Origin of the sequence: Nitratireductor aquibiodomus NL21 = JCM 21793, assembly GCF_000615975.1 — a bacterium.
Classification (GTDB): Bacteria; Pseudomonadota; Alphaproteobacteria; order Rhizobiales; family Rhizobiaceae; genus Nitratireductor; species Nitratireductor aquibiodomus.
In genome coordinates, this window is sequence record NZ_BAMP01000010.1 from 1 (window position 1) to 23,967 (window position 23,967).

At 61.6% G+C, this 23,967-nt stretch carries 18 protein-coding genes, 7 pseudogenes and 1 riboswitch; of the genes and pseudogenes, 15 read left to right on the forward strand and 10 right to left on the reverse strand.

Going from position 1 to position 23,967, the window contains the following annotated elements; all coding sequences use genetic code 11:
- Window positions 1-1,082 (forward strand): S8 family serine peptidase (locus JCM21793_RS04490; RefSeq protein ID WP_025029589.1); only part of this gene is annotated, 1,082 nt, incomplete at its 5' end.
- Here JCM21793_RS04490 and JCM21793_RS04495 read toward each other — a convergent pair.
- From JCM21793_RS04495 to JCM21793_RS31370, 4 genes and pseudogenes are all read right to left on the reverse strand, one after another.
- Window positions 1,079-1,864, reverse strand: a complete 786-nt coding sequence (locus JCM21793_RS04495) for an ABC transporter ATP-binding protein (RefSeq protein ID WP_025029590.1) — start codon at window positions 1,862-1,864, stop codon at window positions 1,079-1,081. The two genes, JCM21793_RS04490 and JCM21793_RS04495, sit on opposite strands and share 4 nt — an antisense overlap.
- A complete protein-coding gene (locus JCM21793_RS04500) occupies window positions 1,864-2,844 on the reverse strand; it encodes a FecCD family ABC transporter permease (RefSeq protein WP_025029591.1) in 981 nt (326 codons plus the stop codon). Before JCM21793_RS04500 ends, JCM21793_RS04495 begins: the two co-directional genes overlap by 1 nt.
- The gene (locus tag JCM21793_RS04505; RefSeq protein ID WP_025029592.1) at window positions 2,841-3,710 is read right to left on the reverse strand and encodes an ABC transporter substrate-binding protein; all 870 of its coding nucleotides are present in this window, start codon (window positions 3,708-3,710) and stop codon (window positions 2,841-2,843) included. The genes JCM21793_RS04500 and JCM21793_RS04505 overlap by 4 nt, the downstream gene beginning before the upstream one ends.
- A pseudogene (locus tag JCM21793_RS31370) lies at window positions 3,710-4,902 on the reverse strand (TonB-dependent receptor plug domain-containing protein). The gene JCM21793_RS04505 and the pseudogene JCM21793_RS31370 overlap by 1 nt, the downstream one beginning before the upstream one ends.
- Here JCM21793_RS31370 and JCM21793_RS30035 point away from each other — a divergent pair.
- Complete coding sequence (locus JCM21793_RS30035) at window positions 4,876-5,016, forward strand: hypothetical protein (RefSeq protein ID WP_244439666.1); 141 nt, start codon at window positions 4,876-4,878, stop codon at window positions 5,014-5,016. The pseudogene JCM21793_RS31370 and the gene JCM21793_RS30035 overlap by 27 nt on opposite strands.
- Window positions 5,017-5,165: 149 nt before the next feature.
- On the opposite strand, the pseudogene JCM21793_RS30040 reads toward JCM21793_RS30035, so the two are convergent.
- Window positions 5,166-5,570 (reverse strand): annotated as a pseudogene (locus JCM21793_RS30040) (TonB-dependent receptor plug domain-containing protein); the annotation flags it as partial.
- Between the two features lie 127 nt (window positions 5,571-5,697).
- A riboswitch (cobalamin riboswitch) is annotated at window positions 5,698-5,909 on the reverse strand.
- Between the two features lie 275 nt (window positions 5,910-6,184).
- Here JCM21793_RS30040 and JCM21793_RS24135 point away from each other — a divergent pair.
- The 8 genes and pseudogenes from JCM21793_RS24135 (at window position 6,185) to preA (ending at window position 16,682) form a co-directional block, all read left to right on the forward strand.
- Window positions 6,185-7,836: pseudogene (locus JCM21793_RS24135) on the forward strand (ABC transporter substrate-binding protein).
- Window positions 7,837-7,917: 81 nt separating this feature from the next.
- A pseudogene (locus JCM21793_RS24140) lies at window positions 7,918-8,954 on the forward strand (ABC transporter permease).
- Between the two features lie 12 nt (window positions 8,955-8,966).
- Window positions 8,967-10,124, forward strand: a complete 1,158-nt coding sequence (locus JCM21793_RS04535) for an ABC transporter permease (protein WP_025029596.1) — start codon at window positions 8,967-8,969, stop codon at window positions 10,122-10,124.
- 22 nt (window positions 10,125-10,146) lie between these two features.
- Window positions 10,147-12,245 (forward strand): annotated as a pseudogene (locus tag JCM21793_RS24145) (dipeptide ABC transporter ATP-binding protein); the annotation flags it as partial.
- Between the two features lie 261 nt (window positions 12,246-12,506).
- Window positions 12,507-12,764 carry a helix-hairpin-helix domain-containing protein gene (locus tag JCM21793_RS31690; protein ID WP_502685573.1) on the forward strand — a complete coding sequence of 86 codons (258 nt, stop codon included), beginning with the start codon at window positions 12,507-12,509 and terminating at the stop codon, window positions 12,762-12,764.
- Window positions 12,765-12,861: 97 nt separating this feature from the next.
- A complete protein-coding gene (locus JCM21793_RS04545; RefSeq protein ID WP_025029597.1) occupies window positions 12,862-13,809 on the forward strand; it encodes an SH3 domain-containing protein in 948 nt (315 codons plus the stop codon).
- Between the two features lie 195 nt (window positions 13,810-14,004).
- Window positions 14,005-15,357 carry an NAD(P)-dependent oxidoreductase gene (locus JCM21793_RS04550; protein WP_025029598.1) on the forward strand — a complete coding sequence of 451 codons (1,353 nt, stop codon included), beginning with the start codon at window positions 14,005-14,007 and terminating at the stop codon, window positions 15,355-15,357.
- Between the two features lie 14 nt (window positions 15,358-15,371).
- Complete coding sequence (gene preA, locus JCM21793_RS04555) at window positions 15,372-16,682, forward strand: NAD-dependent dihydropyrimidine dehydrogenase subunit PreA (RefSeq protein ID WP_025029599.1); 1,311 nt, start codon at window positions 15,372-15,374, stop codon at window positions 16,680-16,682.
- 42 nt (window positions 16,683-16,724) lie between these two features.
- On the opposite strand, the gene JCM21793_RS04560 is transcribed toward preA, so the two are convergent.
- Window positions 16,725-17,396, reverse strand: a complete 672-nt coding sequence (locus JCM21793_RS04560; protein WP_025029600.1) for a glutathione S-transferase family protein — start codon at window positions 17,394-17,396, stop codon at window positions 16,725-16,727.
- Window positions 17,397-17,499: 103 nt separating this feature from the next.
- On the opposite strand from JCM21793_RS04560, the gene JCM21793_RS04565 reads away from it, so the two are divergent.
- The 5 genes and pseudogenes from JCM21793_RS04565 to JCM21793_RS04585 all read left to right on the forward strand — a co-directional run bounded on the left by JCM21793_RS04565 (window position 17,500) and on the right by JCM21793_RS04585 (window position 20,515).
- Window positions 17,500-17,934, forward strand: a complete 435-nt coding sequence (locus JCM21793_RS04565) for a MarR family winged helix-turn-helix transcriptional regulator (protein WP_025029601.1) — start codon at window positions 17,500-17,502, stop codon at window positions 17,932-17,934.
- A gap of 103 nt (window positions 17,935-18,037) precedes the next feature.
- Window positions 18,038-18,528: pseudogene (locus JCM21793_RS24150) on the forward strand (RrF2 family transcriptional regulator).
- Window positions 18,529-18,578: 50 nt separating this feature from the next.
- The gene (locus tag JCM21793_RS04575; protein WP_025029602.1) at window positions 18,579-19,046 is read left to right on the forward strand and encodes a carboxymuconolactone decarboxylase family protein; all 468 of its coding nucleotides are present in this window, start codon (window positions 18,579-18,581) and stop codon (window positions 19,044-19,046) included.
- A gap of 57 nt (window positions 19,047-19,103) precedes the next feature.
- Window positions 19,104-19,478 (forward strand): DoxX family protein, encoded by a 375-nt coding sequence (locus JCM21793_RS04580; protein WP_025029603.1) that lies wholly within the window; start codon window positions 19,104-19,106, stop codon window positions 19,476-19,478.
- A 92-nt stretch (window positions 19,479-19,570) separates the two neighbouring features.
- The gene (locus JCM21793_RS04585) at window positions 19,571-20,515 is read left to right on the forward strand and encodes a DMT family transporter (protein WP_244439659.1); all 945 of its coding nucleotides are present in this window, start codon (window positions 19,571-19,573) and stop codon (window positions 20,513-20,515) included.
- 120 nt (window positions 20,516-20,635) lie between these two features.
- Here the strand turns inward: JCM21793_RS04585 and JCM21793_RS24155 are convergent, their stop codons facing one another.
- The 4 genes and pseudogenes from JCM21793_RS24155 to paaI form a co-directional block, all read right to left on the reverse strand.
- The gene (locus JCM21793_RS24155; RefSeq protein ID WP_244439660.1) at window positions 20,636-21,439 is read right to left on the reverse strand and encodes a PaaX family transcriptional regulator; all 804 of its coding nucleotides are present in this window, start codon (window positions 21,437-21,439) and stop codon (window positions 20,636-20,638) included.
- A gap of 40 nt (window positions 21,440-21,479) precedes the next feature.
- Window positions 21,480-22,076, reverse strand: a complete 597-nt coding sequence (locus tag JCM21793_RS04595; protein WP_025029605.1) for a TetR/AcrR family transcriptional regulator — start codon at window positions 22,074-22,076, stop codon at window positions 21,480-21,482.
- Window positions 22,077-22,119: 43 nt separating this feature from the next.
- Window positions 22,120-23,429, reverse strand: a pseudogene (gene paaK / locus JCM21793_RS24160) (phenylacetate--CoA ligase PaaK).
- A gap of 19 nt (window positions 23,430-23,448) precedes the next feature.
- A complete protein-coding gene (gene paaI / locus JCM21793_RS04605) occupies window positions 23,449-23,886 on the reverse strand; it encodes a hydroxyphenylacetyl-CoA thioesterase PaaI (RefSeq protein ID WP_025029606.1) in 438 nt (145 codons plus the stop codon).
- Window positions 23,887-23,967: the final 81 nt, after the last annotated feature.

The following is a 23,967-nucleotide window of genomic DNA, read 5'->3' on the forward strand; positions in this document are numbered from 1 at the left end:
CTGTCGCGCCGCAACGCGCCATCTCCGGGGCATTTGTGCCGGACGAGGTGCTTGTCACTCTTGACGGCGATGCGGATGTGGCTGCCGCCGTGGCCGCCCAGTTCGGTCTGGAGCTGCGCTCGGCCCGTGCCTCCGGGTTGCTCGGGCGCACCATTGCCCGGTTCGGCATCCCGGACGGGCGTCCGGTGGCCTTTGTGCTTGCACAGCTCGAGGGTGACGGCCGGCTGGCAGATCGTGTGCCGAACCACGTGTTTCAGCTTCAGCAGGCCGCCGGCGTCGTGAACTACGCCTTCGAGCGGATTGCGCTCGATGCGGGATCGGTGAGCGGCGAGAATGTGAGCGTAGCCGTTATCGACACGGCGCTGGATGGGGCGCATCCGGCCCTTGTCGATCGTGTGGCAAGCGTGTTTGACGCGCTTCCCGACATGGCGGTGAAAGACCGGGAGCATGGCACGTCCATCTCTGGTCTGATTGCTGGCGGCGGGCCGTTTCGCGGCATGGCGCCCGGCGTGCGGCTTCTCCATGCACGGGCTTTCGAGGGCGGTATCTCCAGCACGAATGTGCTTCTCTCCGCACTCGACTGGGCGGTGGAAGAGGGCGCGCAGATCGTGAATATGAGCTTTGTCGGGCCGGAGAACCCGCTTTTCTCGTCCGCCTGCCGCAATGCGATGGCGCGGGGTGTCGTGCTTGTTGCCGCTGCTGGCAACAACGGCCCCGGCGCGCCTTTCGGCTATCCAGCGGCCTATGATGGTGTGATCGCCGTGACGGCAACGGATGTGCATGACCGGGTGATGGGAAAGGCCAATCGCGGTCGCTACATTGATCTTTCGGCGCCGGGCGTGAATGTGGTGGCCCCCATACCCGGCGGCATGGATGTCGTCACGGGCACGTCTTTTGCAGCGGCGGTTGTCTCTGGAGCGATTGCCAACCTTATCCACGCTGGCGGAGACGCGGCCCCGGAGACGCTTTCGGAACTGTTGCGGACCACTGCGGTGGACCTTGGCGATCCGGGTCGTGACGAGGATTTTGGCGACGGGCTCCTCAACGCCAGGGCAGCGATGGAAAAACGCGTGGCCGATTAACCGGACGAGGACGTGTCCGTAAGCCCGACCGGTGCGATGATCAGGCCGTTTTCGTCATGGGCGCGGTGGGCGGTCACACCGTAGATCCTTGCCAGATTCTCCTGCGACAGCACGGCTTCGGGTTTACCGAGCGCTGCAAGCTTCCCTTCGTTCAGAAGTATGACCTCATCGCACCAGCGGGCAGCGAGCGTCAGATCGTGGAGCGAGACCAGCACGGTCCTTCCTTCGGCAGCGAGCCGTTTCAACGATTGCATCAGCATGATCTGATGCGCGGCATCCAGGCCAGAGGCCGGTTCATCGGCGATGAGGAGCGGTGTTTCCTGCGCGATTGCACGCGCCATCAGAACGCGGGCCTGCTCGCCGCCCGACAGCTCGGTGGCGACCCGGCGGGCAAGCGGCGCAATGTCGGCCATTGCCATGGCGCGGGCGATCGCGGTTTCGTCCCGGGCATTCGGGCGCTGGCCGAAGCCACGCCATGGCAGGCGACCGAGCGCCACGAGATCGCGAACGGAAAGACGCCAGCCTATGGTTCTCTGCTGCGGCAGATAGGCGATGAGGTGGGCGCGTTGGGCTGGGCCGATCGCCGCTAGATCGTGTTCGCCGAGCTGCATGGCGCCCTCGGCGGCAATGTGCCCGTTCAGCGCGCGCATGAGCGTGGATTTGCCGGCGCCATTCGGCCCCAGAAGGCCAATCACCTGTCCGGGTTCAATGTCGAAGCTGATGGCATCAAGAACCTGCCTCTTTCCGAGCTTCACGCTCAAACTGTCGATGTGGAGGTTCATCAAAGCATCTCCCGGCGGGCGCGGACAACGAGCCACAGGAAGAAGGGCGCGCCGATCAGTGCTGTCAGAACGCCGACATTGAGCTCGCCGGCCGGCAGGACGATCCGCGCGGCGATGTCTGCGGCGAGCAGAAGTGCGGCACCGCCGAGGCCGGCAGGCAGAAGGAGGCTGCTTGGCAGTCGGCTGGTCAGCGGGCGGATGAGATGCGGAACCACGAGGCCGATGAAGCCAATGGTGCCGGCGACCGCCGTTGCCGCGCCAACGGAGAGCGCCACACCGGCGACGATCAGGAAGCGTGCGCGGCCCATGTGAATGCCGAGGCTGGAGGCCGCTTCCTCGCCCAGTGAGAGCGCATCGATGGCTCGGGTCGACAGTGCGATCAGGAGCCAGCCACAGGCCATGAGAGGCAGGGCGAGGGCCACATGCTCCATGGATCGGTCCTTCAGAGAACCCAGCAGCCAGAAGATGATCTCATAGGCGGCGAAAGGATTGGGCGAGAGGTTGAGAACCAGCGAGGTGAGCGCTGCCGCGAGACTGGAGAGCGCCACACCTGCGAGGATGAGCGTGAGCGTCGAGCCCTGGCGCGCGGCGATGGCGAGCAGGATCAGAACGGCGATAAGCGCCCCGATCAGCGCGCCGGCAGGAAGGGCATAGAGCGAACTTCCGGCAAGGCCTGAGTAAAACACCACCACCGCGCCGAGCGCTGCCATGGAGGACACGCCGATCACGCCGGGTTCCGCCAGCGGATTGCGCAAAAACCCCTGAAGCACCGCGCCGGAAAGCCCGAGCGATATGCCGATGGCAAGGCCGAGCAGGGCGCGCGGCAGGCGGATTTCGCGCATGATGATGGCCGCCGCCTCGCCGCCGCCGGCGAAAAGGCCGGTTATGCTGTTCCCGAGGCCCAGTTCGGCGGGACCGACCAGTAGCGACACGACGAATAGCGCGAGTGCGAGGAGTGCAAGCGACGCGGAGAGCTTCATTGCGTCGCGTCCTGCGGGCAGGGGGCGATCTCGGCGCGGAGTGCGGCCAGCGCGCGCACGGCTTCCATCACTCCCGGGGCACCGCACGACAGGGAGCCTTCGGGCACGAATGCACCGATGCGGGTTTCGGGAAGGGCGGCAATCGCCGGATGGCGCGGCACGTGTTCGCCGAGTGTCGGCGCGTCCTGTTTTCTGCTGATGCTGATGACGTCGGGCCGGGCGGCGATCACCTGTTCCAGGGGGAAGGGTGCCATACCGACGACACCGAGATCGGCGGCCAGATTGGCGAAGCCCGCGGCACGCATCACGGAATCGGCCAGCGTGCTGCTGCCGGGCGCGATGCCGTTCTGATCGTAGGCGATCATGGTGGGGCGCCTGTCGCATTGGCGTGCGGCAATTGCTTCGAGTTCGCCTGTGAAATCGCCTGCTATTCTTTCGGCCTTCTCTTCCTGACCGAGGAGCGCGCCCATACGGCGGATTTCGCCCGGAATGGTCTCGAGGGTCTGCGCGAACGAAAACTCCTCGACATGAAAGTCCAGCCTTTTCAAGAGGGCGGTCGTGTTGTGGAGCGCGTAGGTGCCGGTGACCACGAGGTCGGGCTTTTCAAGGAATACCTCTTCGGCAAGTCCGCGATTGACCGGGTAGGCCTGCGCTTCTTCATGCAGCATTGAGAGGCTCGGCTCGCGCGAAAGGAAGGAGACGGAGACGAGCTGATCCGGCCCAGCCAGCGTCATGGCAAGCTGGTCAGTGCACAGATTGAGCGACATGACGCGTTTTGGCGCGGCCGAAACCGGCGCAACAAGAAGCGCGCCGGCCAGAAAAGCAAGGCCGGAAAGGCGAGGGAGGCTTCTCCGACTCCGCAGCATCAGGGAGCGAACTTTGCCCGGAAGCCAGCGAAGACCCCGAAGCCCGGTGTGTTGTAGCCGCGTACCGTCTGATAATCCTGATCAAGCAGGTTTTCCGCGCGGACATAGAGTTCGGTGTCCTCGGTCGGCTTGTAGGCGACCCTGGCGTTGACAAGCAGATAATCGTCAAGCTCGAAACCGCCGGTATCGACCGTATCCATAGCCGCCCTGGCAGATGCCGATATTGTCCACTTCTCTGCGGGCTTCACGCTGGCGGTCAGGCCGATTTCGTGGCGTGGCACGCGCGTCAGGCGAACGTCGTTCTGATCCACCGAGTGTGTATAGGTGTAGGCGCCGGTGAGGATCAGCCAGTCGGTCGCGGCATAGCGGAGCGAAGCCTCGACGCCGCGCTGGCGCGACGTGCCCGCGATCTGCTCATAGTGCGTCGTGTAGCCGATCAGATCGTCTATCTCGAGCTGGAAGTAGGTGAGATCGGCAACCACCGCTCCATTCCAGAAACGTTGCTCAACGCCGATGTCGAAGCCGAAGCTGGTTTCGGGCCGAAGCTGGGGTTTGCGCCGAAGGGACCGAAGAGTTCATTGAGGCTGGGGGCGCGGAAGCCGGTTCCCACGGAGCCGTGCAGGCGCGTCTCGGTCTCATTGAAAAGATAGGACGCGGTCGCGCGATATGTGGTGTGCCCCCCAAATTCGCTGTGTTCGTCCTGCCTGACACCGGCGGTCAGCGTCAGGTTTTCCAGCGGTGTGGCGATGGCTTCACCCCAGACACCGGCAATCCAGAAACTGGAATCAATCTCGGGATTGAACAGGCCGGCAGGAAAGACCGCGTTCTGGCGCTCGTAATCTGCGCCGCCCTGAACGACCAGCCATTCATTGACGTCAAAAGCGCCCTGATAGTCGGCCTTGTAGCGGCGGCCATTATAGCTTCCATCGAAGCCCGTACCGGTAATCGACCGTTCGAGGTCAAAGGCCTGCACGGAGACCGTGTTGCGGAAGCGGCCGTCCATGAGGTCGAGATTGAAACCGGCGCGGCCTGCGCGTTGTCTGCTGTGGTTGGTGGCCGTTGGATTGTCACTCGGCAGAAGAGTGCCGAAACCCTGATTGTCGAACTCGGCCTCTGCGTCGATATAAAGCGCCGACCCGAAGACGGAGAAGACTTCGGAGAACGCATGTTCGGCGTTTGCATCGAACGTGATGTTCTCGTAGCCGTCGCGCTCGGTGCCGGAGCTGCGGCCGAAATGCCGTCGGTGCGGAAGCCCGTGGCGTTGATGGAGAGTTTCGACTGCTCGCTGCCAGCTCTGAAACCGTAGGAACCACCAAACGTGCCATGCGAGCCACCTTCGCCGTGAAGGATGTGGGTGATGCCGGGCTCGACGTCGTCCAGTGTCGACAGGCTTATCACTCCCGCAATGGCGTCGGAGCCGTAGAGGGTGCTCTGTGAGCCCTTGAGGACTTCGATGCTCTGCAGCCCACCGGACAGGAGATATTGGTAGGATGTCTGCACCTGGGTGCTGGTCGGGTCGGAAATGTCGATGCCGTTGTAGAGGGTTTTCACGTAGCGGCGGGGCGCGCCGCGGATCGACAGACTGCCCTCCGCGCCCGCGCCCCCTGGCGATGACAGGCTTACACCCGGCAGAAGGTCAAGATATTCCACCGCAAGTGGCAGAGACTGTTCTTCGATCTCTTCGCGCCTGATCACTTCCACCGTGGAGCCCACTTTGGAAGCCTCTGTTGGCGTGCGGCTGGGGGTGATGACCAGTGTGTCGAGCTCGAAGTCTTCAGCCTGCGTGGTGAGCGTGGAGAAGCCCAGTATCAGCGCGGTCGTGCTGGACAGGATAGAGTTTCGGTGTCGATTTGAACGCATGCGTGTGCTCCAGAACCAAGTTTTTCCGGTTTGCTGGAGAGCGACAGACGCCTGACTTCAATCCCCCCGCCAGCGATGACAATCGCCACCACTGCGAGAAACACAGCCCCGGAAGCGTCCCGCATCCGGTCGGTGACGGCCTGAGGCAGGTTTCCTGGCTCGCGCTTCGTCGGCTGCCTCGCCTTCCCGGGCCTTGCACCCAGTGGCATTGGAGGAGCCTCAGCGCTCACAGTTGCGGGAGCAGCCACGGCTGCGGTCACATGAAGAATGACCGTTCCGTGTTCCCTTTTCCTCCGGCGGGCGGACACCTGCCGGAGCACCTCAAGCGAACCGAAATCGCTTAGCAACTGGCTCCGGCAGCGTCAATCGGCAGGTGCGCGCAGGTCTGCCAAGTGTGCTGCTTCGGGTCAGTGCTTGTCATGAGGGTAAGGTGGCTCTTGTTGCAGAATCGGCTCTTCGTGTAGTTTTTGCGGCAATACTGTCGCAAATCCGTCATTGGAATTGTCGAAAAAGTTGCAGAATTCGCTTTCCAAACCCTGGTGAATTTTGACATCGGGGGCGGGATGGGAAATGCTAATCGAGAACCGAAAACGGTAGATAACGGGAGTGCGTCGATGACGTTTTTCAAGAGCAATGGCGAGAAGGTGCCGGCCCGCGTTGCCGAAATGGCGGATGAGGCACGAGCCGGCCGAATGGACCGGCGTGAGTTTCTTGCGCTCGCAAGCGCACTCGGCGCATCGACGGCGGCAGCCTATGGAATGCTGGGCCTGGCCGCTCCCGAGCAGGCCATGGCGCAGGAGCCGAAAATGGGTGGCACGCTGCGTGTCGCCATGTTCATCAAGGACCCGAAAGACCCGCGCACGGCCGACTGGTCGGAGATCGCAAACGCCATGCGCCAGACGCTTGAGCCGCTGGTGAAGTACACGCGCGATTTCACCTTCGAGGGCAAGCTTATCGAAAGCTGGGAAGTCAACGAGGATGCGACCGAATACATTCTCCACGTGCGCCCGGGCGTGACCTGGAACAATGGCGATGCCTTCACGGCAGATGACGTGATCTACAATTTCAACCGCTGGTGCGACCAGACCGTGGAAGGCAATTCCATGCCGGCCCGTATGGCCTCGCTCGTCGATCCTGAGACCAAGAAGGCGCGCGAAGGCGCGATCGAAAAGGTCGACGACATGACGGTGAAGCTTAACCTGTCGGCGCCTGATATTTCGATCATTCCCGCATGTCGGACTATCCGGCCCTCATCGTTCATCCGAGCTTTGACGAGACGGGCCGCGATTTTGTCGCCAATCCCATCGGCACCGGTCCCTTTGAGCTCGTGTCCTACGAGGTCGGCAACCGGGTTGAGCTGAAGAAGCGGGCCGACGGCAAATGGTGGGGCGGCGAAGCCTATCTCGATGGCATCGAGTTCATTGACTACGGCACGGATCCGTCCGCGACCGTCAGCGCGTTTGAATCCGGAGAAATCCACGCGAATTACGAGACCACTGCCGATTTCGTGGATATTCTCGATTCCCTGGGGTTGGTGAAATCAGAGGTCACAACCGCTACAACGATCGTGGCCCGCACCAATGTCAACAACAAGCCCTATGATGACGACAAGGTGCGCCGCGCGCTGCAGCGCGCCGTGGACAACACGACCGTTCTGGCGCTTGGCTACAACAATGCCGGCGAGGTGGCCGAGAACCACCATGTCTGCCCGATCCATCCTGAATATGCGGAGCTGCCGAAGCTTGAGCGCAATCTGGACGAGGCCAAGGCGCTCATGGAAGAAGCCGGCCAGATGGACCATGAGCACGAACTCATCACCGTGGACGAGGACTGGCACAAGAATACGGGCGACGCCATCGCCGCCCAGTTGCGCGAGGCCGGCTTCAAGGTGAAGCGCACGGTGCTGCCCGGCTCCACCTTCTGGAACGACTGGACGAAGTATCCCTTCTCCATGACCAACTGGAACATGCGTCCGCTGGGCATCCAGGTGGTGGCGCTCGCTTACCGCACGGGCGAGGCGTGGAACGAATCCGCCTATTCCAATCCGGAGCTCGACAAGCTGATCGAGGAGGCGCTGGCCATTCCGGATCCGGACAATCGCCGCGAGGTGATGAAGCAGATCGAGGAGATCATCCAGGGTTCGGGCATCATTCTCCAGCCCTACTGGCGCAAGCTCTACAATCACTCGGTGGAGGCCGTGAAAAACCACGGCATGCACCAGACCTTTGAGATCGATCTCGAAAAGGTCTGGCTCGACGAGGGCTGAGACAAGAACCTGAAGGGGCCGAAAGGCCCCTTTTGCGCAGGCAATCAATAACAACCTCCGTCAACGGGGGAAGGGGAAACCGTGCTTGGGTTTATTCTGAGACGTCTGGGCGTCATGGCATTGACGATGCTGTGTCTGACCCTTGTCGTTTTCTTTCTGGTCAATCTGGAGCCGAACCTCAAAAAGCTCGCGATCAGCCAGCTCGACATGCGCTCCTCGGCGGAGCAACTCGAGAGCTGGCTGCAGAAAAACGGCTATCGCCAGAATTTCTTCGTGCGTTATGGCCAGTGGCTTGGCGTCGTGCAGAAACAGCGAATATCGATCCGGAAACCGGGGTGGCTTCACCGCGGTTTTCCTATTGCGACGAACCGGCGGAACCCTATTACGGCGGCATACTTCAGGGCGACTTTGGCTGTTCGACCAAGTTCAAGGTGCCTGTGGCCGAAAAGCTCTTTCCGGCGCTAGGCGCCACCGGCATCCTGATGTTCTGGGTCATGGTGGTGATGGTTCCCGTCGCACTTCTGATCGGCGTTCTTGCGGGGATGCGGGAGGGTACGCGAACGGACCGAACGCTTTCCGTCGCCTCGATCGCCACCACGGCAACACCGGAATATGTGTCCGGCGTGATCTTTGCGGTCATCTTCGCCTCATGGCTCGGCTGGCTGAACGGCTCGGCCGCGACAGCCACGCGGCAGGGCATCTCCTTCTACAATTTCACCCTGCCGGTGATGACGATGGCGATTTACGGCATCGGCTATATCGCGCGCATGACACGGGCCTCCATGGTGGAGGTGATGACGCAGCAATATATCCGCACCGCCCGCCTCAAGGGGCTGGGCTTTCGCGCCGTGGTGATCAAGCACGCGCTGCGCAATGCGCTGATCGCGCCCTTCACGGTCATCATGCTGCAGTTTCCCTGGCTTTTGACGGGTGTCGTCATCGTCGAAGTGATGTTCCGCTATCAGGGTTTTGGCTTCACGCTGGTAGAGGCGGCCAGCAACAACGACATCGATCTGCTTTTAGGCTGTTCTCTGGTGTCGGTCTTCGTCGTCCTGTCCACGCAGCTTATTTCGGATGTGGGCTATGCCTATCTTAACCCGCGCATTCGCGTGCAGTAAGGAGGACGCGCGATGCAGGTAGAAACCCTTGGAACCTTCGGCATCATCTTCGGCGTGCTGGCGCGCTTCTGGCCGGTGTGGATCGCGCTGGCGGTCATTCTGTTCTTCAGCCTGCGTTTTCGTGAACGCATCGGCCTCTACGGTCAGCTCTTTGAGACGGGCGTCGGCGTCGCCGGTGTTCTGATCTGCTTTTTCTGGCTGTTCACGGCGCTCTTCGCCGCAACGGTCGCTCCGTTCGACCCACTGGCGCAGTTCCCGATTATGAAGAATGTCCTGCCCGGCGCCATCGAACCGGAAAGCGGGCAGGCTTTTCTCTTCGGCGGTGACAGGCTGGCACGCGATGTTTTTTCGCGCATGGTCTATGGCAGCCAGATCGTTCTCATCATCGCGCCTGCCGCGACGCTCTTCGCGCTGATGGTGGGCACCACGCTCGGCCTGCCAGCCGGTTATTATGGCGGGCGGATCGACAGTTTTCTCTCCTTCCTCGCCAATCTGGTCCTCGCTTTCCCGGTCATTCTGCTCTTCTATCTTTTGGTGACGCCGGGCATCCGCGAGACGCCTATTCCGCAATGGATGGCGGGTGTTTTCTTCATCTTCCCGATCGTGTTTTTCGTGACACTCTTCTGGACGCGCTATCGAAGCCGCCCTCAGCTTCTGGCTATACAGCTTGCCGTGACATTGCTGGTTGGTGGCTGGGCCTATCTGGGCCTCGTGTTCGATGCCGATCCGCTCGGCATCATCTCGATCAGCTCCAATCAGCTCAACATTTTCGTGGCCGTGGTCTTTGCCTCGTCCCCGGGCGTTTTCCGCATCGTTCGCGGGCTGGTGATGGACATCAAGACGCGTGACTATGTGGCGGCTGCGCAGACGCGCGGCGAGACGCCCTGGTACATAATGCTGTGGGAAGTGCTGCCCAACGCGCGCGGTCCGCTCATTGTCGATGTGTGCCTGCGCATTGGCTACACGACCATCCTTCTTGGAACACTCGGCTATTTTGGCCTCGGTCTTGCGCCCGAAAGCCCGGACTGGGGTACCGGCATCAAGGAATCGAGCCGCCTGCTCAGGGCCTATGTGCACCCGGCGCTGCCCCCCGTTTTTGCCCTCATGTCCTTCGTGCTCGGGCTGAACCTGCTTGCCGATGCGCTGCGTGAGCAGTCACTGAAGGATTGAGATGAACACTGAGAGCGACGCCATGAACGAAGCCATCAGCATCACACGCGGCCAGAAGAGCGGTAAGCCGATCCTCGAAATTGAAAACCTCTCCATTTCCTTCTTCACGCGTGCCGGCGAGATCCCGGCTGTGATGGATTTCTCCTGCGAGGTCATGCCCGGCGAGGCGATGGGCATTGTGGGCGAATCCGGCTGCGGCAAGTCGACCGTTTCACTCGGCATCATGCGCGACCTGTCCAATGTCGGGCAGATCGTCGGTGGCCGCATCAGGTTCAAGGGCCGTGACATGGCCGAGATGAGCGAGGAGGAACTGCGCCAGATCCGCGGCAATGAGATTGCATGATCTATCAGGAGCCGATGGCGAGCCTCAACCCGGCCATGAAGATCGGCCAGCAGCTCATGGAAGTGCCGCTCATTCACGACAATGTCTCGAAGGGCGAGGCGTGGCGCCGCGCTCTGGAGATGGTGGAGGCGGTGCGGCTGCCCGATCCCGAACGCATGATGCGGTCTTATCCGCACCAGCTCTCCGGCGGCCAGCAGCAGCGCATCGTCATCGCCATGGCGCTTCTGTCGAAGCCGGCCCTGCTTCTTCTCGACGAGCCGACAACCGCGCTCGACGTGACAGTCGAGGCGGGCATCGTCGAACTGGTGAAGGGGCTGGGCAAGAAATACGGCACGTCGATGATCTTCGTGTCGCACAATCTGGGCCTTATCCTTGAAACCTGCGATCGCGTGACGGTCATGTATTCGGGCGAGGCGGTGGAAACGGGCCGCGTTGAAGACGTGTTCGACCGGATGCGCCATCCCTATACGCAAGGGCTGTTCCGCTCCATTCCGCTGCCGGGTGCCGACAAGAATGAGAGGCCCCTGATTGCCATCCCCGGCCAGTTGCCGCTGCCGCATGAGCGCCCGAAGGGCTGCAATTTCGGCCCGCGCTGCCAGCATTTCAAGGAAGGTCTCTGCGATGCCGGAGAGGTGCCGATGCTGCCGATTGAAGGGCATGAGCGGCACCATTCCCGCTGCCTGCGCTTTGATGAGATCGACTGGAATGCGCTGCCGGAAGGCGCGCTCGCAGACAAACAGCCTATCGAGCCCGGCAAGCCGATGCTCCGCATCGAAAATCTGAAAAAATACTATCACGTGGCTGCCAACAGCATCTTCGGCGGCGGCGATACCAAGACCGTCAAGGCCAATGAGCAGATCAGCTTTGAGGCGCGGGAATCGGAAACCGTCGCAATAGTGGGCGAATCCGGCTGCGGAAAATCGACCCTGGCCAAGGTGCTTCTCGGGCTGGAGACAGCGACGGATGGCGAAGTGGTGCTGGCAAACGAGCCCATTCAGTCCACGGCGGTCGAGGACCGGGATACGGGCACGGTCGCCGGTATCCAGATGGTGTTTCAGAACCCGTTCGACACACTCAATCCGAGCCATTCCGTGGGTTCGCAGATTGTGCGGACGCTGGAGAAGTTCAACGTCGGCAAGACGCTGGCCGACCGCAGGCAGCGCATGCTGGAACTGCTCGATCTCGTGAAGCTGCCACGGGCCTTCGCAGAACGTATGCCGCGACAGCTTTCCGGCGGGCAGAAGCAGCGCATCGGTGTTGCCCGTGCCTTTGCCGGCAACGCCAAGGTGGTGGTGGCGGACGAGCCCGTCTCCGCGCTTGATGTTTCCGTGCAGGCGGCGGTGACCGAACTGTTGATGGACATTCAGCGCAAGAACAAGACCACCATGCTGTTCATCAGCCATGACCTGTCCGTCGTGCGCTATCTGGCCGACCGTGTGGTGGTCATGTATCTCGGCCATATCGTGGAGCAGGGGACGACCGACCAGATATTCGCGCCGCCCTATCATCCCTATACAGAAGCGCTCCTTTCGGCGATCCCGATTGCCGACACGTCTGTCCGCAAGAAGCATATCGTGCTTGAAGGCGACATTCCCTCGGCGATGAATCCGCCCTCGGGCTGTCCGTTCCAGACACGATGCCGTTACAAGGACCAGGTTCCGGGCGGCAAGTGCGAGCGGGAGGTGCCGCCGTTGAAGGACCTCGGCGACGGGCATTTCAGCCTTTGCTGGCTGGACGATGACGTTCTGAAATCCATGGAGCCGGTGATCAGTTTCGACGCGCCGCGGAAAACCGGCAAACCGGCGCGCCGGCAGGGGAAGGCAAAGGCGGCCAGTCAGAAACCGAAGGCAAAGGGCGAAATCCGGCCGATTGCCGGAGGTCGAAAGCCGGTCAGGGCTTCCGCGGCGGGCCTGTCAGCGGTGCCGGGCTCCTCCTCGCCGAAACGTGTTCAGGCGGAGGCCGGCGGCGGGCGTCAGGCGGCATCTACCCGCGTGAAGCCGGCCACCGCGAAGATCGGGAAAGATGCGAAGCCCGCCCGTATGCGCAAACCGAAGCAGCCGGATGATCTGAAGCTGATTTCCGGCGTGGGGCCGAAGCTGGAGGCGCGGCTCAACGATCTCGGCGTCTACACCTTTGCGCAGATCGCGGCCTGGAAAAAGGCTGAGCGCGACTGGGTGGACGATCATCTGAGCTTCAAGGGACACATCGAACGAGACGACTGGGTGAAACAGGCCAAAGCACTCGCCAGGGGCGGTGTTGAGGAATATATGCGGGTGTTCGGCAAGAAGCCGCGCTGAGCGTGGTCCCGTCTGGTATTTTAAGCGATCTCTTCTGGATATCGTTACGACTTTGCAGCACTTTGCGCCGGCCAGTCGATGTGCGAAGGAGAGTCGCGTGCCTGCCCGGATCGTTCAGATTTTGCTTGTGTTGCTGATCTTTGCCGGTTTGTCGGTTTCTTTTTCGGATGACGCCCACGCACGGCGTGGCGTGGAAGCCGAGGCGACGGCTGATTTGAAGCTGCGCGAGGGGCCGGGCCTGCGCCATAGAGCCGTTCTCACCATCCCGCGCGGCGCGCGTGTTGCGACACTGCGGTGCACGCGCCGCTACGCCTGGTGCGAGGTTGGCTATGCAGGGCGCAGCGGCTGGGTTTCCGCGCAGTATCTGCGTGACACTCGTCCGCATTATGGGGAACGACCGATTTCGGATGTCGGTGCCCTGATTGGTCTTGAGATCTTTGACTTCGTGATGCGTGAATTGGATGAGCGCGACCGCGGCAGGGCGTTTGAAGAGGCCGGAGGGGCTGGCGGAGATCGACGCCCCACGCCGCGCAATGCCTGTTTCTACGATCGCCCGAATTTCAAGGGCCGCCGGTATTGTGCGGGGATCGGAGATGACGTGCGCGGCTTGCGCGGGCGCATCGCTTCGATCCGGGTTGGAGAGCGCACATCGGTCGAGATCTGTTCGTGGCCTGATCGTGACGGGCGCTGCAGCCTGCTCACGCGCGATGTGCCTTTGCTTCGCCGGGGTGACGCGGCTTCCAGTTTTCGCGTTCTTCGCCGGCGGGCAGGGGATGAGCAGGACTTTGAGCCCATGAGCCGGGCCTGTTTCTATGAAGGGGTGGATTTTCGCGGGGCGAGCCTCTGTTTCGATGCAGGTGACGGAAGCCCACGGTTGCCGCGTGAATGGATCGGTCGCATTGCGTCCGTCCGTCTTGAGGGCGGGGCCGAGGCGCGCATCTGCGAGCGGCGCAATTTGACGGGCTGGTGTGAAACGATTGAACGCAGCATGCGACGCCTGCGCGATTACTACACCGACGACATTCGCTCCATTGAGGTCTACTGAGTGAGGATCGGCAGCGGATCCTTCAGAACACCGGCCTGCACATGGGCGTTTTTGCAAGAAATATCTGAAACTTAAAACATGACAATTAAATTCATCTTTCTTTTCAAAGGGATGTGCGGCGCGTCAAAATTTGACCGATTGATAAAAAAATGAAACTGCGTTAGCCTTTCCCCAATAATAAAAGGGGAATACGGAATGGCTGATGGTCTCTATGCGGACGGCATCGCCGCCGGCCGCCTTTCCGGTGAGGAGTACGACAGGAACTTCTCCGACCTGCATCCACCGCTCGACCGCCACGAGGCGGCCGTGGAGGCGGATCGCTGCTACTTCTGCTTCGATGCGCCGTGCATGACGGCGTGTCCGACATCGATTGACATACCCATGTTCATCCGCCAGATCGCCACGGACAATCCGCTGGGGTCTGCCAGAACAATCTTCGACCAGAACATTCTTGGTGGCATGTGCGCCCGCGTCTGCCCGACGGAGACGCTGTGCGAAGAAGCCTGCGTGCGTGAAGAAGCGGAGGGCAAGCCGGTGCAGATCGGCCGCCTGCAACGCTATGCCACCGATGCGGCGATGGCCGCAGGCGCACAGTTTTATGAGCGTGCCGCGCCAACCGGCAGGCGGGTTGCCATCGTCGGGGCCGGACCGGCGGGACTTGCCTGCGCGCATCGTCTGGCCGTGCACGGGCATGACGTCACGATCTTTGAGGCAAGGCCGAAGCCCGGCGGCCTCAACGAGTTCGGCATCGCCGCCTACAAGACGCCGGACGGGTTTGCCCAGGCCGAGGTGGATTATGTGATGGCGATTGGCGGCATCACGCTTGAGGAAGGCAAGGCGCTGGGGCGGGATTTCTCGCTCGGTGATCTCAGCCGGGATTTCGACGCCGTGTTCCTGGGCATGGGGCTGGCCGGCGTCAACGCGCTCGGTGCTGAGGGTGAAGATGTTGAAGGTGTGGAGAGGGCGGTGGACTACATCGCACATCTGCGCCAGGCGCAGGATCTTGCCAGCATGCCGGTTGGTCGCCGTGTCGTCGTGATCGGCGGTGGGATGACGGCCATTGATGCTGCGGTGCAGGCAAGGCTTCTTGGCGCCGAGGAGGTCACGATCTGCTATCGCCGGGGCCAGGAACACATGAACGCATCGGAGTTCGAGCAGGATCTGGCCGCCTCCAAAGGCGTTGTCATCCGGCACTGGCTGCAGCCCCGGCGCATTCTTGCCGACAAGGGCAGGGTCACGGGGATCGAGCTCGAGTACACGGTGCTGAAGGACGGAAAGCTTTCAGGCACCGGTGAGGCACTGACCCTGCGCGCCGACCAGGTGTTCAAGGCCATCGGGCAGTCTTTCGAGGTCGGGGTTCTGAACGGCTCCAGCGCATCGATTGCGCTTGAGGGGCGTCGCATCAAGGTGGACGAAGAAGGGCGAACCTCCATGCCGAAGGTCTGGGCCGGGGGCGACTGTATCGCCGGTGGCGACGATCTCACCGTTTCGGCGGTCGCGCAGGGGCGTGACGCGGCCGAGAGCATCCACCGCGCATTGGCCGGCTGAGGAGCGAGAAACCCATGGCAGACATTCGCAGCAATTTCGTTGGTATCAAGTCTCCCAATCCGTTCTGGCTCGCTTCCGCACCGCCCACGGATAAGGCCTACAATGTTGAACGCGCCTTCAGGGCGGGCTGGGGCGGTGTCGTCTGGAAGACGCTTGGCGAGGAGGGCCCACCGGTCGTCAATGTCAATGGGCCGCGCTATGGCGCGATCTGGGGGGCTGACCGCCGGCTTCTCGGCTTGAACAACATCGAGCTCATCACCGACCGCGATCTTTATCTGAACCTGCGCGAGATCAAGCAGGTGAAGAAGAACTGGCCTGACCGGGCACTGGTGGTTTCGCTCATGGTGCCCTGTGAGGAACAGGCCTGGAAGGCGATCCTGCCACTGGTGGAGGAAACCGAAGCCGACGGGATTGAGCTCAATTTCGGTTGTCCGCACGGTATGAGCGAGCGCGGCATGGGCTCCGCCGTGGGGCAGGTGCCCGAATATGTCGAGATGGTGGTGCGCTGGTGCAAGCAGACCACGCGAATGCCGGTCATCACCAAGCTGACACCGAACATCACCGATGTGCGCAAACCGGCCCGCGCCGCTCATGCCGGCGGCACGGATGCGGTGTCGCTGATCAACACGATCAACTCGATCACGGGAGTGGACCTCGACAGCTTTGCGCCCGAGCCCACCATTGATGGCAAGGGCTCTCATGGCGGCTATTGCGGCCCGGCGGTGAAGCCGATTGCGCTCAACATGGTGGCCGAGATCGCCCGTGATCCTGAAACTGCCGGTCTGCCGATCTCCGGCATTGGCGGTGTCACCACATGGCGGGATGCCGCCGAGTTCCTGGCGCTTGGGGCCGGGACAGTTCAGGTCTGCACCGCCGCCATGACCTATGGCTTCAAGATCGTCGAGGAGATGATCGAGGGGCTGGAAAACTGGATGGACGCCAAGGGGCACGCCACACTCGATGATGTGATCGCCCGGGCAACACCAAACGTGACCGACTGGCAGTATCTCAATCTAAACTACGTCACCAAGGCGCGGATCGATCAGGATCAATGTATCAAATGCGGTCGCTGCCACATCGCCTGCGAGGACACGTCGCATCAGGCGATCACCGCCATGGTGGACGGAAAGCGCCATTTCGAGGTGATCGAAGAGGAGTGCGTCGGCTGCAATCTGTGCGTCAATGTCTGTCCGGTAGAAGGCTGCATCGACATGGTGCCACTGGCCGCCGGCGCGCTCGACAGGCGCACGGATGAAGAAGTTCAGCCTTCTTATGCCAACTGGACGACACATCCCAACAACCCGTCCAGGGTGGCTGCCGAATAGCATTGGTGAGCGGCGGCGGGATGCCGCCGCTCCCGTTTGGGCTCAGGCGGTGACTGTGTGCCGACGCAGGATCACGCCATCTTTCCTCTCCAGAAAGCGTTTCAGCCGTTCGGGATAGTCATGCACCACGGCTTCGCGCACCGAAGCGCGCTCGGCGAGCGTTTTGCGCCATTTTTGTGTTCTGGGGAGATCATCGAAAACACCCAGATCAGCAATCTCGTCGAAGACATCGAAATAGCGGAACGCCGGTGCAAACACCGCGTCGACGATGGTGAAGCGGTCACCGGCGAAGAAAGGCCCTTCGCCGAGTTCGTTTTCGATGCGTACGAATTTCTCTTTCAACGCGATGATGGCGGCGTCGAAAGCGGCCTCGTCCTTCGTCGTCTCGAGCGTCCAGATGTCAGAGAGGGTAGCGGAACCGAACTCCATCCAGGCGCGATGCCGGGCGCGGGTGACGGGATTTTCGGGGTGGAGGCGAGGTGTTTCGGTCTGGTCCAGATACTCGACGATCGCGGCGCTTTCGAACAGCACGTCATCACCGACCCGCAGGACGGGCACCTTGCCGCGCGGCGATATCTTCAGGAACCAGTCGGGCTTGTTTTCAAGATCGATGTCGACGCGTTCGAATGCCACGTCCTTTTCGGCAAGGACGATGGCCGCACGCTGCACATAGGGGCAGAGGTCGAAGGAGATCAATGTGGGCGTTTGAGACATTGGATTGCTCGTTCATGGTTGATGTCGATGCAATTGCATTTATATTGCCGGTTTAGGATTGTCAAACTTGATGCAATTGCATCTAATAACGTTTTGGTGAAGCATGACCTCCACACCTGATGACGCCGCCGTTTCCGCCTGGCTCGCGCTGGCGCGCGCTTATCGACTGGCTTTCGCGACCTTCGAGGCACGGCTGAAGGCGGAGAACCTGCCGCCGATGGCCTGGTACGATGCGCTTTGGGAGCTGGAAAAGGCAGGTGAGGCGGGTCTCCGCCCGTTCGAGCTTGAGCAGGCAATGCTCTTTGAGCAGTACAATCTCTCCCGGCTGGTGGAACGCCTGGCCAGGGTCGGTCTTGTGGAGCGCTGCGCATGCCCGGAAGACCGGCGGGGTCAGGTTCTGTCCATCACCGCTGAAGGCAAGGCAACGCGCGCACGCATGTGGCGCGTTTATGGGGAGGCGCTTGCGGAGACCATCGGAGGCCGGCTTGATGACGGGGAGTTGCGGTTGCTCGCCGATCTTTTGCGCAAGCTCGGATAGGTCTCCCTTCGCTCCTTTGTCAGGAAGAGTCAGAAGTCTGTTGTTTCCTTATTGTAGATATAAAATATCCGGGATATATTTTATCTACAATAAGGAGAGCGAAATGAAACTGAGCGAAGGTGTTGAAGCGGCAATCCACTGCGCCACGCTTCTGGCGCAGCTGGAGGAGGGGCGAGCCATGCCCGCCAGCGCGCTTGCCGAATATCACGGGCTTTCGCCGAGCTATCTCCTGAAACATCTGAAGACGCTCGCGGCGGCAGGGATTCTGGAATCCGTGCCCGGCCCGCATGGCGGCTATCGGCTGGCGCTGTCGCCCGATGCGATCACCCTGCTCGACGTGGTGCTGGCCATTGAAGGGCCGAAGCCGGCTTTTCGCTGTGCGGAAATCCGCCAGCGCGGGCCGGGGGCGCTGGAGCCCCGGGCTTACACGCGGCCATGCGGCATCAAGCTGCGATGCTGCGGGCCGAGCAGGCCTATCGCGCCGAGCTGCGCAAGACGCGGCTCTCAGATGTGATCGCCAATTATCAAGCAGGCGCTGATCCCCGCGCGCTCGCATTCGGCTGTGCCTTTGTGGAGCGCCATCAGCGCCCCTAGGGTCAGGACCCTAGGCCGAAACCGGTTTCCCGCAGAGAAAGGATATGATCATGCAGGAACGTCTGAACTACATGAAGATCGCCCCGGAACTGATCGGCGCTGTGCTGAACCTGAAGAAGGCCGTGGACAGATCGGGTCTCGACCATCGGCTGATCCATCTGGTGAACCTCCGCGCCTCGCAGATAAACGGCTGCAGCTACTGCGTCGACATGCACACCCGCGAAGCGCGGCGGGACGGCGAGAGCGAACAACGCGTGCATCTCGTCTCGGCATGGCGGGAATCGCCGCTTTACACCGAGCGCGAACGCGCCGCTTTCGCCTGGACCGAGCGCCTGACGAATATTTCCGACGGTCCGGTCGAAGATGCGCTTTATGCGGAGATGCTGGAGCATTTTAGCGAGGAGGAGCTGGTGCAGCTCTCCGTGCTCGTTGGGTTGATCAATGTGTGGAATCGGATTGCGATCCCGTTCCGCTCCGTTCATCCGGTCGTCAGCGATCAGGAGATAGCCGCCGCCTGATCACGCTGGGCACAACAGCCCCACCCGCCGTGGGTGGGGCTTTTGAAAGAGAAAGCCATGTTCCATTCCGAATTCATGCTTCTGCCTTTTCTGGGGAGCCTGCTCCTTGGTGGGGCGTTCGTCTTCGCAGGATTGCGTAATCTCGCCAACGTCTCCTTTTTAACCGGCGCTCTCGCAGCCCGCGGGGTGCCTCTGGCAAAGGTGATGCTTTTCGCCGGGATTGCGCTTCAGTGCGGCGCAGGTGCGTTGCTGGCGGCGGGCGTTTTTCCCGTCTATGCGGCGGCTGCATTGATTGTCTTCCTCGTCACCGCAACCCTGATCTTTCACAATTTCTGGGATCATGAAGGGGCGGACCGCGTGGCGCGGATCAACGGCGTCGTCTCCAATGTGGCACTTGCCGGTGGGTTTCTGCTGATCATGGCCAATGGCTGATCCAGCGTCCGTCATTCTCGAGAAGAGTCCGGAAACCGGTTTCGGTTTGCGGGCTTTTTCTTTAAACAAGCAGGCACAATGGGGAGGCCGGCTTGACGGACACCGCAGAGTTGAAAGCGGCGCGGCGTGAGGCGCATCGCGCTAGTGCAACAGGCGTGGAGAAGCGGCTGGGGCATCTGGCCATGCTTGGCTTTGCCACGCTCGTGGCTGGTTCCTTCTCACTGGGGTCGCTTGCCGCGCCACATATTGGCCCGGTCGCGCTCAATGCGGCGCGCTTTCTGATAGGCATCCTTTTCATGGGGCTGGTGGTGCGTTTCGTGCTGCGCCAGCCTCTCCCCTTTCCAAAAGCCCCGTGGCGCTTTCTGGTCCTGGGTGGGCTGATGGCGTTCTATTTCGTCACCATGTTCATGGCGCTCGGCATGACAAGCCCCGTTTCCACCGGGGCCGTGTTCACGCTGATGCCGCTGCTCAGCGCGTTTTTCGGCTTTGTTTTTCTGCGGCAGGTGCCGCGTGGGCTGGTTATTCCAAGCCTCGTTCTGGCCGGGCTCGGTTCCGTGTGGGTCATTTTCGACGGGGATTTCGAGGCGATGCGCCGTTTCGACATTGGCGAGGGCGAGCTCATTTTCTTCGCCGGTGTCGTCGGACACGCAGCCTATGCGTCGCTCGTCCGGCTTTACAATCGCGGCGAACCGGTGATCGCCTTTACCTTCTGGACGCTTCTGGCGACCGGCGTTCTGATCGCTCTTTACGGCATCGGCGAAATCGCTGCGACGAACTGGACTGCATTGCCCTCCATCACCTGGGTCGCAATCTTCTATCTTGCCATCTTCACAACGGCCGGCACATTCTTCCTGCTGCAGTTTGCCGCCCTGCGATTGCCGGCCTCCAAGGTGCTGGCCTACAACTATCTGACGCCGACACTGATCATCATGTTTGAAGGGCTGCTCGGCCATGGATGGGCGAGCCTTTCGGTCATGGCAGGCGCGGTCCTCACCATTCTTGGTCTGGTCATTCTGGCGCTTTCGCCCGAAATGTGAGGCCCCGCGCAACTCTCCGTTTCAGGGAAATGCTTCACCGGCCGAAACGGCGCTGGAAACTGTCCGTATTCGCAAGGGGCGGCAGGCCGGCATGATCGAGCCAGTTTTCGCTCGGCTCCATCAGGCGTCGATAGACTTCGCGTACCAGCTTCGTGCTTCTTCGCCGGGCCAGTCCTTCGGCAGGAGGGCCATGGGCAGGCCGGGATCGCGCAGGACAATCCGCCGCCAGTCGTGGATGAGCAGGGTGCGTGCGGCCATGGCGTCCACCGGGGCGGGAAGCGGGGACACAGCAAGGCTACCGGCAAGGGCCGAATATTCGACAATGAGTTCGCGATAGGCTTCGGCAATCTCGTCAGAGGGCCACAGGCTCCGCAGCATTTCGGGATGCTCGGCGCTGGAACCGTGGATAATAAGCATGTCGTTCAGTGGCGCGGCGCCGGAAGTCGGGCCGTCATCTGGTCCGGGGGTGCGGGGCAGGAGATAGACACCATCGGCGATCTTCAGAAAGCCGTGTTCCTTTAGTGTCTCTTCGTGCACGCCGTTGCTGCCGGGTGCTGCGATAGCGACAGTCCATGAACCATCCCAGTCGGGCGCGCCGGCTGCATAGATGCGCCGTGTCGCCAGGTCGAAGGCATGCTGGCCATGCCGGTCGAGGGAGAAAAACGAGTTGCGACCGCGCCGTTCGCGCACCACCCAGCCATCGCTGGCGAGCCGCGACATTGCGGTGCGGAGTGCTCCCGCCTCGATGCCGAGCCGCGCCATCACCGCTTGAAGCACCGCCAGCGGTGCTTCGCCGCCGCGCGGCACGATGGCGTCACCAAAAAGGGTGATCACCAGAGACCAGACCCGAACGCGTCCGCGCCGGTGCAGGCGATCGATCAGGCCGGCAAGGGCGGTTTCGGGAGGTTCTGTCGGTACATCCATCTTTTCCAAATGCCACGGGATCGCCGGACGGGCAAGATTGTCAGGGAAGCTCCTTTACGCCGCTCACAAGCAGGTGGGCGGTGAGCTTCGCATAGTCTTGTCTCGAAATTCCGCGATCCTCGCGAAACCACATGTAGAACCAGTTGAGCATACCGAAAAGGCTCATCGTGACCGGTTTCAGAAGTGGCCTGTTGTCGAAGGCGTCGGGGTTCACCTGCCGTATGGCCTCCGCGAAGATCGCCACCAGCCGGCGTTCCAGCGCCTTCAGCTCTTCCTGCTGCGCATCCGGCAGAAGCTGCAGACCGGAAAGCTGAACGCGGTGCTCATTGTCCGCATCGCGATACGCTTCGAGCAGGGCCGTCACCAGCCCTTCCAGCCGCGCCTGCGGAGCTTCATGCGGCTGATCAGCCTCTTCCACGGCTTCCACCAGTTCCTGCAGATGCGTTTCGATGATGTCGAAAAGCAGGGCCTCCTTGGAGGTGTAGTAGTGATAGAGAAGGGCCTTCGAGACACCCAGCTCCGTTGCAAGCTGGTTCATCGAGGCGCGGTCATAGCCGTCGCGCGCGAATATGCGCGCTGCGCCATGCAGCATGGCGTCGCGCTTGTCGTCATAGTCCTTGGCGCGGGTGCGGGCCATTAGCAGCTCTCACAGAGTGGATGCTTGTGAATGTGCGGCAATGTCACTGTTTCACCCGCTTGTCGACGATGCGCACGGCCTTGCCCTGGCTGCGGGCGACGCCGCCGGGATCGGTCGCGTGGACGCGCACCGTCACGCCGACCACATCCTTGATGCGTTCGCCGAGCTGGCGGCAGGCGGCAAGCCGCACTTCCTCGCCGGCCTCGAGCGTTTCCATCTCCACATGGATCGTCATCGCATCCATGCGGCCTTCCTGCGTGAGCTCGATCTGGAAATGCGGCGCGAGCCCGTCAACGGTAAGGATCTGCTCTTCGATCTGGGTGGGGAACACATTGACGCCGCGCAGGATCATCATGTCGTCCGAGCGGCCGGTGATCTTTTCCATCCGGCGCATGGAGCGCGCCGTGCCCGGCAGAAGTCGCGTCAGGTCGCGGGTGCGGTAGCGCACGATGGGGAAGGCTTCCTTGGTGAGCGAGGTGAACACCAGTTCGCCCATTTCGCCATCCGGCAGCACTTCGCCGGTCTCCGGGTCGATGATCTCGGGATAGAAATGATCTTCCAGATGTGCAGCCCGTCCTTGGTTTCCACGCATTCGTTCGCCACGCCCGGCCCCATCACCTCCGACAGGCCGTAAATGTCGACCGCATGCATGTCGAATGCGTATTCGATCTCGGCGCGCATGGCGTTGGTCCATGGTTCCGCACCGAAAATGCCCACCTTGAGCGGGCTCTTGCGCGGGTCGAGGCCGCGCGCGCGGTATTCGTCGAGGATCGACAGCATGTAGGAGGGCGTGACCATAATCGTGTCGGCCCGGAAATCCTCGATCAGCGTGACCTGGCGTGCCGTCATGCCGCCGGAGGCTGGCACAACCGTTGCGCCCAGCCGCTCTGCGCCGTAATGCGCACCCAGACCGCCCGTGAAGAGCCCATAGCCATAGGCCACGTGAACGATGTCGCCCGCCCGCGTGCCAGACGCGCGGATCGAGCGCGCCATCACCTCGGCCCAGGTGTCGATGTCCTTTGCGGTGTAGCCCACAACGGTCGGCTTGCCGGTCGTGCCGGACGAGGCGTGAATGCGCGCCACCTTCTCGCGCGGTACCGCGAACATGCCGAACGGATAATTGTCGCGCAGATCCGTTTTTACGGTGAAGAGGAACTTCGAGAGGTCGGAGAGCTCTTTCAGGTCGTCGGGGTGAACGCCGGCAGCGTCGAAACTCTTTTTGTAGTGTGGCACATTCTCATAGGCATGGTTCAACGACCATTTGAGACGCACCAGCTGCAACGCCTGGATTTCGTCGCGTGAGGCGATTTCAATGGGATCCAGCTCTTCTTTTCTTGGGGTCAGGTCTTTCATTTTTTCTCTCCCGAAGCTCTCAGGCCTCCTCCTCGAAATGTTTGCCGCTGATCACGCGAGAATTGCCACGAAACTCCGCGATCAGCCTGCCGTCCTGATTTTCAACCCGCACATCATAAATGCCGGAGCGACCAAACCGCGCGACCTCCCGCGCGACTGCCGTAAGCCGGTCGCCGAGCGTGCCGGGTGCCACGAAGGTGATGGAATTGTGCTGTGCGACAACGATCTGGTTGTAGGAGTTGCAGGCAAAGGCAAAGGCCGAATCCGCCAGCGTGAAGATGTAGCCACCATGGCAGATGTCGTGCCCATTGGTGTGATGCTTCTCCACCGTCATCGACAGGATCGCGCTGCCCGGCGCCACGGCATCGAGGCTGCACCCCAGCCATTTGGATGCATCGTCGCGCGCCCACATGGCCTGCGCGCTGCGCTCTGCGATCTCCTGTGGAGACAGTTGCATTTGTGACATCTAGGCTCCTCCCAACGGCGTCGGTGAAAGCAGACTTGCATAAACCGACCGGTCGGTCAATAATACTGTTGA

Excerpts from the sequence above, each read along its gene's own strand:
- JCM21793_RS04495 (WP_025029590.1), bottom strand. The coding sequence starts at position 1,864 with ATGAACCTCCACATCGACAGTTTGAGCGTGAAGCTCGGAAAGAGGCAG.
- JCM21793_RS04500 (WP_025029591.1), bottom strand. The coding sequence starts at position 2,844 with ATGAAGCTCTCCGCGTCGCTTGCACTCCTCGCACTCGCGCTATTCGTC.
- JCM21793_RS04505 (WP_025029592.1), bottom strand. The coding sequence starts at position 3,710 with ATGCTGCGGAGTCGGAGAAGCCTCCCTCGCCTTTCCGGCCTTGCTTTT.
- JCM21793_RS30035 (WP_244439666.1), top strand. The coding sequence starts at position 4,876 with ATGTTCGGCGTTTGCATCGAACGTGATGTTCTCGTAGCCGTCGCGCTC.
- JCM21793_RS04535 (WP_025029596.1), top strand. The coding sequence starts at position 8,967 with ATGCAGGTAGAAACCCTTGGAACCTTCGGCATCATCTTCGGCGTGCTG.
- JCM21793_RS31690 (WP_502685573.1), top strand. The coding sequence starts at position 12,507 with ATGCGCAAACCGAAGCAGCCGGATGATCTGAAGCTGATTTCCGGCGTG.
- JCM21793_RS04550 (WP_025029598.1), top strand. The coding sequence starts at position 14,005 with ATGGCTGATGGTCTCTATGCGGACGGCATCGCCGCCGGCCGCCTTTCC.
- preA (WP_025029599.1), top strand. The coding sequence starts at position 15,372 with ATGGCAGACATTCGCAGCAATTTCGTTGGTATCAAGTCTCCCAATCCG.
- JCM21793_RS04560 (WP_025029600.1), bottom strand. The coding sequence starts at position 17,396 with ATGTCTCAAACGCCCACATTGATCTCCTTCGACCTCTGCCCCTATGTG.
- JCM21793_RS04565 (WP_025029601.1), top strand. The coding sequence starts at position 17,500 with ATGACCTCCACACCTGATGACGCCGCCGTTTCCGCCTGGCTCGCGCTG.
- JCM21793_RS04575 (WP_025029602.1), top strand. The coding sequence starts at position 18,579 with ATGCAGGAACGTCTGAACTACATGAAGATCGCCCCGGAACTGATCGGC.
- JCM21793_RS04580 (WP_025029603.1), top strand. The coding sequence starts at position 19,104 with ATGTTCCATTCCGAATTCATGCTTCTGCCTTTTCTGGGGAGCCTGCTC.
- JCM21793_RS24155 (WP_244439660.1), bottom strand. The coding sequence starts at position 21,439 with ATGGATGTACCGACAGAACCTCCCGAAACCGCCCTTGCCGGCCTGATC.
- JCM21793_RS04595 (WP_025029605.1), bottom strand. The coding sequence starts at position 22,076 with ATGGCCCGCACCCGCGCCAAGGACTATGACGACAAGCGCGACGCCATG.
- paaI (WP_025029606.1), bottom strand. The coding sequence starts at position 23,886 with ATGCAACTGTCTCCACAGGAGATCGCAGAGCGCAGCGCGCAGGCCATG.